3 protein-coding genes and 1 pseudogene are annotated in these 3,898 nt (G+C 68.6%); 3 read left to right on the forward strand and 1 reads right to left on the reverse strand.

The window, feature by feature from the left end:
* Nucleotides 1–1,036 (forward strand): nitric oxide synthase oxygenase (locus tag ACFTZL_RS42350; RefSeq protein WP_382595190.1); only part of this gene is annotated, 1,036 nt, incomplete at its 5' end.
* Nucleotides 1,037–1,440: 404 nt separating this feature from the next.
* Here ACFTZL_RS42350 and ACFTZL_RS42355 read toward each other — a convergent pair.
* Nucleotides 1,441–1,812 (reverse strand): annotated as a pseudogene (locus ACFTZL_RS42355) (ATP-binding protein); the annotation flags it as partial.
* Nucleotides 1,813–2,315: 503 nt separating this feature from the next.
* On the opposite strand from ACFTZL_RS42355, the gene dhaK reads away from it, so the two are divergent.
* Together dhaK and dhaL are read left to right on the forward strand one after the other, a co-directional pair.
* On the forward strand, nucleotides 2,316–3,308 hold the full coding sequence (gene dhaK / locus ACFTZL_RS42360; RefSeq protein WP_382595193.1) for a dihydroxyacetone kinase subunit DhaK: 993 nt from the start codon (nucleotides 2,316–2,318) through the stop codon (nucleotides 3,306–3,308).
* 63 nt (nucleotides 3,309–3,371) lie between these two features.
* Nucleotides 3,372–3,898 (forward strand): dihydroxyacetone kinase subunit DhaL (dhaL, locus tag ACFTZL_RS42365; RefSeq protein WP_382595197.1); only part of this gene is annotated, 527 nt, incomplete at its 3' end.

The following is a 3,898-nucleotide window of genomic DNA, read 5'->3' on the forward strand; positions in this document are numbered from 1 at the left end:
GTTCCACGCGGAGCAGTCCGATCAGCCCGTCCTGCTCGCCCGGCGCCTGGAGCAGGTCCGCGCTGCCATCGGCGCCACGGGCACCTACCACCACACCACCGCCGAACTCGTGTACGGTGCGCGCGTCGCGTGGCGCAACTCCAGTCGCTGCATCGGCCGCCTGTACTGGAACAGCCTGCGTGTCCTGGACCGCCGGGACGCCACAGACCCCGCGGAAGTCCACCGGCACTTGTGCACGCACCTGCGCCAGGCGACCAACGGCGGGCGCATCCGGCCGGTGATCTCGGTCTTCGCCCCGGACTCCCCCGGCCGGCCCGGCCCGCGGGTCTGGAACGAACAGCTCATCCGCTACGCCGGCTACCGCCGCGACGACGGCACCGTGCTCGGTGACCCGCGCAACGCCGACCTCACCGAGGTCATCCGTCACCTCGGCTGGCAGGGCAGCTCCCCAGGGCCGTTCGACGTCCTGCCCCTGGTCATCGAGACCTCCGACGACAAACCCCGGTTCTTCGAGCTGCCGCGGGAGCTGGTCTTGGAGGTCCCCATCACCCACCCCGATGTCCCACGCCTGGCCGAACTGGGCCTGCGCTGGCACGCCGTACCCGTCATCTCCAACATGCGCCTACGCATCGGTGGGATGGACTATCCTCTCGCCCCGTTCAACGGCTGGTACATGGGCACGGAGATCGGCGCCCGCAACCTCGTCGACGAGGCCCGCTACAACCTGCTTCCCGCCGTCGCTGCTTGCCTCCAGCTCGACACCACCAGCGATTCCACTCTGTGGCGCGACCGCGCCCTGGTCGAGCTCAACGTGGCCGTCCTGCACTCCTTCGAGGCCGCAGGCGTCCGGATGAGCGATCACCACGAGGAATCCCGGCGCTTCCTCGCCCACTTGGCCAAGGAGGAACGCCAGGGCCGCACCGTACCCGCGGACTGGAGCTGGATCGTTCCCCCGCTCTCCGGCGGCATCACCCCCGTCTTCCACCGCTACTACGACAACGTCGATCAGCGCCCCAACTTCTACCCCCACCAGTGAGGCCCGTGAGGCGTCTACATCCCCGCCCCGCAGCATCTGCTCGACAGCCGCCAGCGCCGGCGGCCGTCGAGCTCCTCCAGGAAGACTGCCGGTGCACACCGTGGCAGCGGGTGGTGGCCAAAAGTCTTCTCCCAGGTCGCGGCTGCATGCTGCTTCTCGGAGTGCGCGATGACCACCCCGGCCAAGTCCACGACCACCTGTCTACCGGCGCCCGGAACCTCTTTGCCGGCCAACAACCATGCATATGCGCGTACTTGGGTCCGAGCCACGTGGACCGCATCCAGGGCTCGCCCCCACTGCGGCCGACCGGTAGATGAGCCGTGAGACGCCAGGGACGAGAACGCCGTACAGCACACCGTGCCCGAGACGGCCGAGTCTTACCGGACGTTCCTCGCCGATGCCCGCCGTGTCCTGCCGCCGAAGGCTTCGTTGGAGGCGATGGCGACGCTGTTCGTCTCCTCACGTTCGGTCAGCACCTGAAACAGCAGTTCAGCGCCGTGTTTGTCGAGTTCCATGTAGGCGAGTTCGTCGATGTCTAAAAGATCGACACGGCCGTAGCGGGCGATGGTCTTCGTCAGCTGCTTCTCGTCCGCAGCCTCGACCAGCTCGTTGACGAGCTTCGTCGCCAGGGTGTACTTCACCCGGAAGCCTGCCATCGCGGCCTCGGTGCCCAGCGCGATCAGCAAGTGCGACTTGCCGGTGCCGGAGTCGCCGCTCAAGCAGAGCGGCTGGCCCTTCTTCACCCACTCGCAGGTGCCGAGAGCGTATACCGTCGCTGCACACAGGGGATCCGACCTGGACTTACGCGCCCGCCCTGAACCAGCTGGACGCCCAGAGACGGCTTCTACGACATGTGCCAGGTGGGACCATCAGCGCGGAGCGGGCGGATGCGGCCACTCCGTCCTCGTGGCTCGCCAGATTTCACGCCACGCAGGGCAGTTGTGAACTGAGCCGCCCATCTACAGCCCACCACCTGCAACGAGCAGCGGGTCCACGCGTTTCCCGGGACGGACAGCCTCCGACCCTTTGATCCGGCAGGTGACCCAGATACTGGACATCGAGGCAACACCTCGCCCTCTTGTTTCCACCCCCCGAGCACCGGCAGCGTGACCTTCGCTTCCGCAAGGTCGATACAAAGTCAGCATCAGGTCAGCATCAGTACCGACACAACGCGCTACGGAGGGCTACAGACCGCCAAGATCGACAACTGGTCAAACGCAATCTGGCCTGCGAAGCTGGAGTTCAAGGGCTCATCTACTAGTTTCCCTAGGAGGTACCCGTGAAGATGCTGATCAACGTCCCGGAGACCGTGGTCGCGGACGCGCTGCGCGGTCTGGCGGCTGCCCACCCGGAGCTGACCGTGGACGTGGAGAATCGGGTGATCGTGCGGCGGGACGCTCCCGTGGCCGGAAAAGTGGGGCTGGTCTCGGGCGGAGGCTCGGGGCACGAGCCGCTGCACGGGGGTTTCGTGGGTCCCGGCATGCTGTCGGCGGCCTGTCCGGGCGAGGTGTTCACCTCCCCCGTGCCCGACCAGATGCTGCGCGCGGCCGCCGCCGTGAACAGCGGGGCCGGGGTGCTGTTCATCGTGAAGAACTACACCGGCGACGTGCTCAACTTCGACATGGCCGCCGAGCTGGCCGAGGACGAGGGCATCCAGGTCGCGAAAGTGCTGGTCAACGATGACGTGGCGGTGACCGACAGTCTCTACACGGCCGGCCGGCGTGGCACCGGCGCGACCCTGTTCGTGGAGAAGATCGCCGGTGCCGCCGCTGACGAGGGCATGCCGCTGGAGCGGGTGGAGGCCATCGCCCGGCAGGTCAACGAGAACTCCCGCAGTTTCGGTATCGCGCTGAGCGCCTGCAGCACGCCGGCCAAGGGCAGCCCCACCTTCGATCTGCCGGCCGGCGAACTGGAGTTGGGCATCGGCATCCACGGCGAGCCCGGCCGGGAGCGGCGGGCGATGATGACCTCCGGCGAGATCGCCGAGGTCGCCGTCGAGGCCGTGGTGGAGGACCTCCAGCCGCGCAATCCCGTGCTGGTCCTCGTCAACGGCATGGGTGCGACGCCACTGCTCGAGCTGTACGGCTTCAACGCCGAGGTGCACCGGGTGCTCGCCCAGCGCGGCGTACCCGTGGCCCGTGTCCTCGTGGGCAACTACGTCACCTCCCTCGACATGGCGGGCGCCTCGCTCACCCTGTGCCAGGTCGACGAGGAGATGCTGCGGCTGTGGGACGCGCCGGTGAAGACGGCGGGTCTGCGCTGGGGCGTGTGACGGGCAGGGGGTAAAGGATCACCCCGTAAAGGATCACCCCGTACTACCAGGCAAGGAGATCCAGTGCTCGACGCCGCTTTCTTCCGCCGTTGGATGACGGCGACCGCCGCGTCCGTCGACCGTGAGGCGGAACGGCTCACCGCCCTCGACTCCCCCATCGGGGACGCCGACCACGGCAGCAACCTCCATCGCGGGTTCACGGCCGTGGCGGCCGCCCTGGAGAAGGAGGCCCCCGGCACGCCCGGCGGGGTGCTGACGCTGGCCGGGCGCCAGCTCATCTCGACGGTCGGCGGTGCCTCGGGGCCGCTGTACGGCACACTGCTGCGCCGTACCGGCAAGGCGCTCGGGGATGCCACCGAGGTCACTGCGGAGCAGCTGGCCGAGGCGCTGCGGACCGGGGTGGACGCGGTCATGACGCTCGGCGGTGCCGCCCCGGGCGACAAGACCATGATCGACGCGCTGGTGCCCGCGGTGGACGCGCTCGGCGACTCGTTCGCGGCGGCGCGGACCGCCGCGGAGGAAGGCGCCGTGGCGACGACGCCCCTGCAGGCCCGCAAGGGCCGGGCGAGCTATCTGGGTGAGCGCAGCAT

Source organism: Streptomyces sp. NPDC056948 (assembly GCF_042674225.1).
GTDB lineage: Bacteria > Actinomycetota > Actinomycetes > Streptomycetales > Streptomycetaceae > Streptomyces > Streptomyces purpurascens.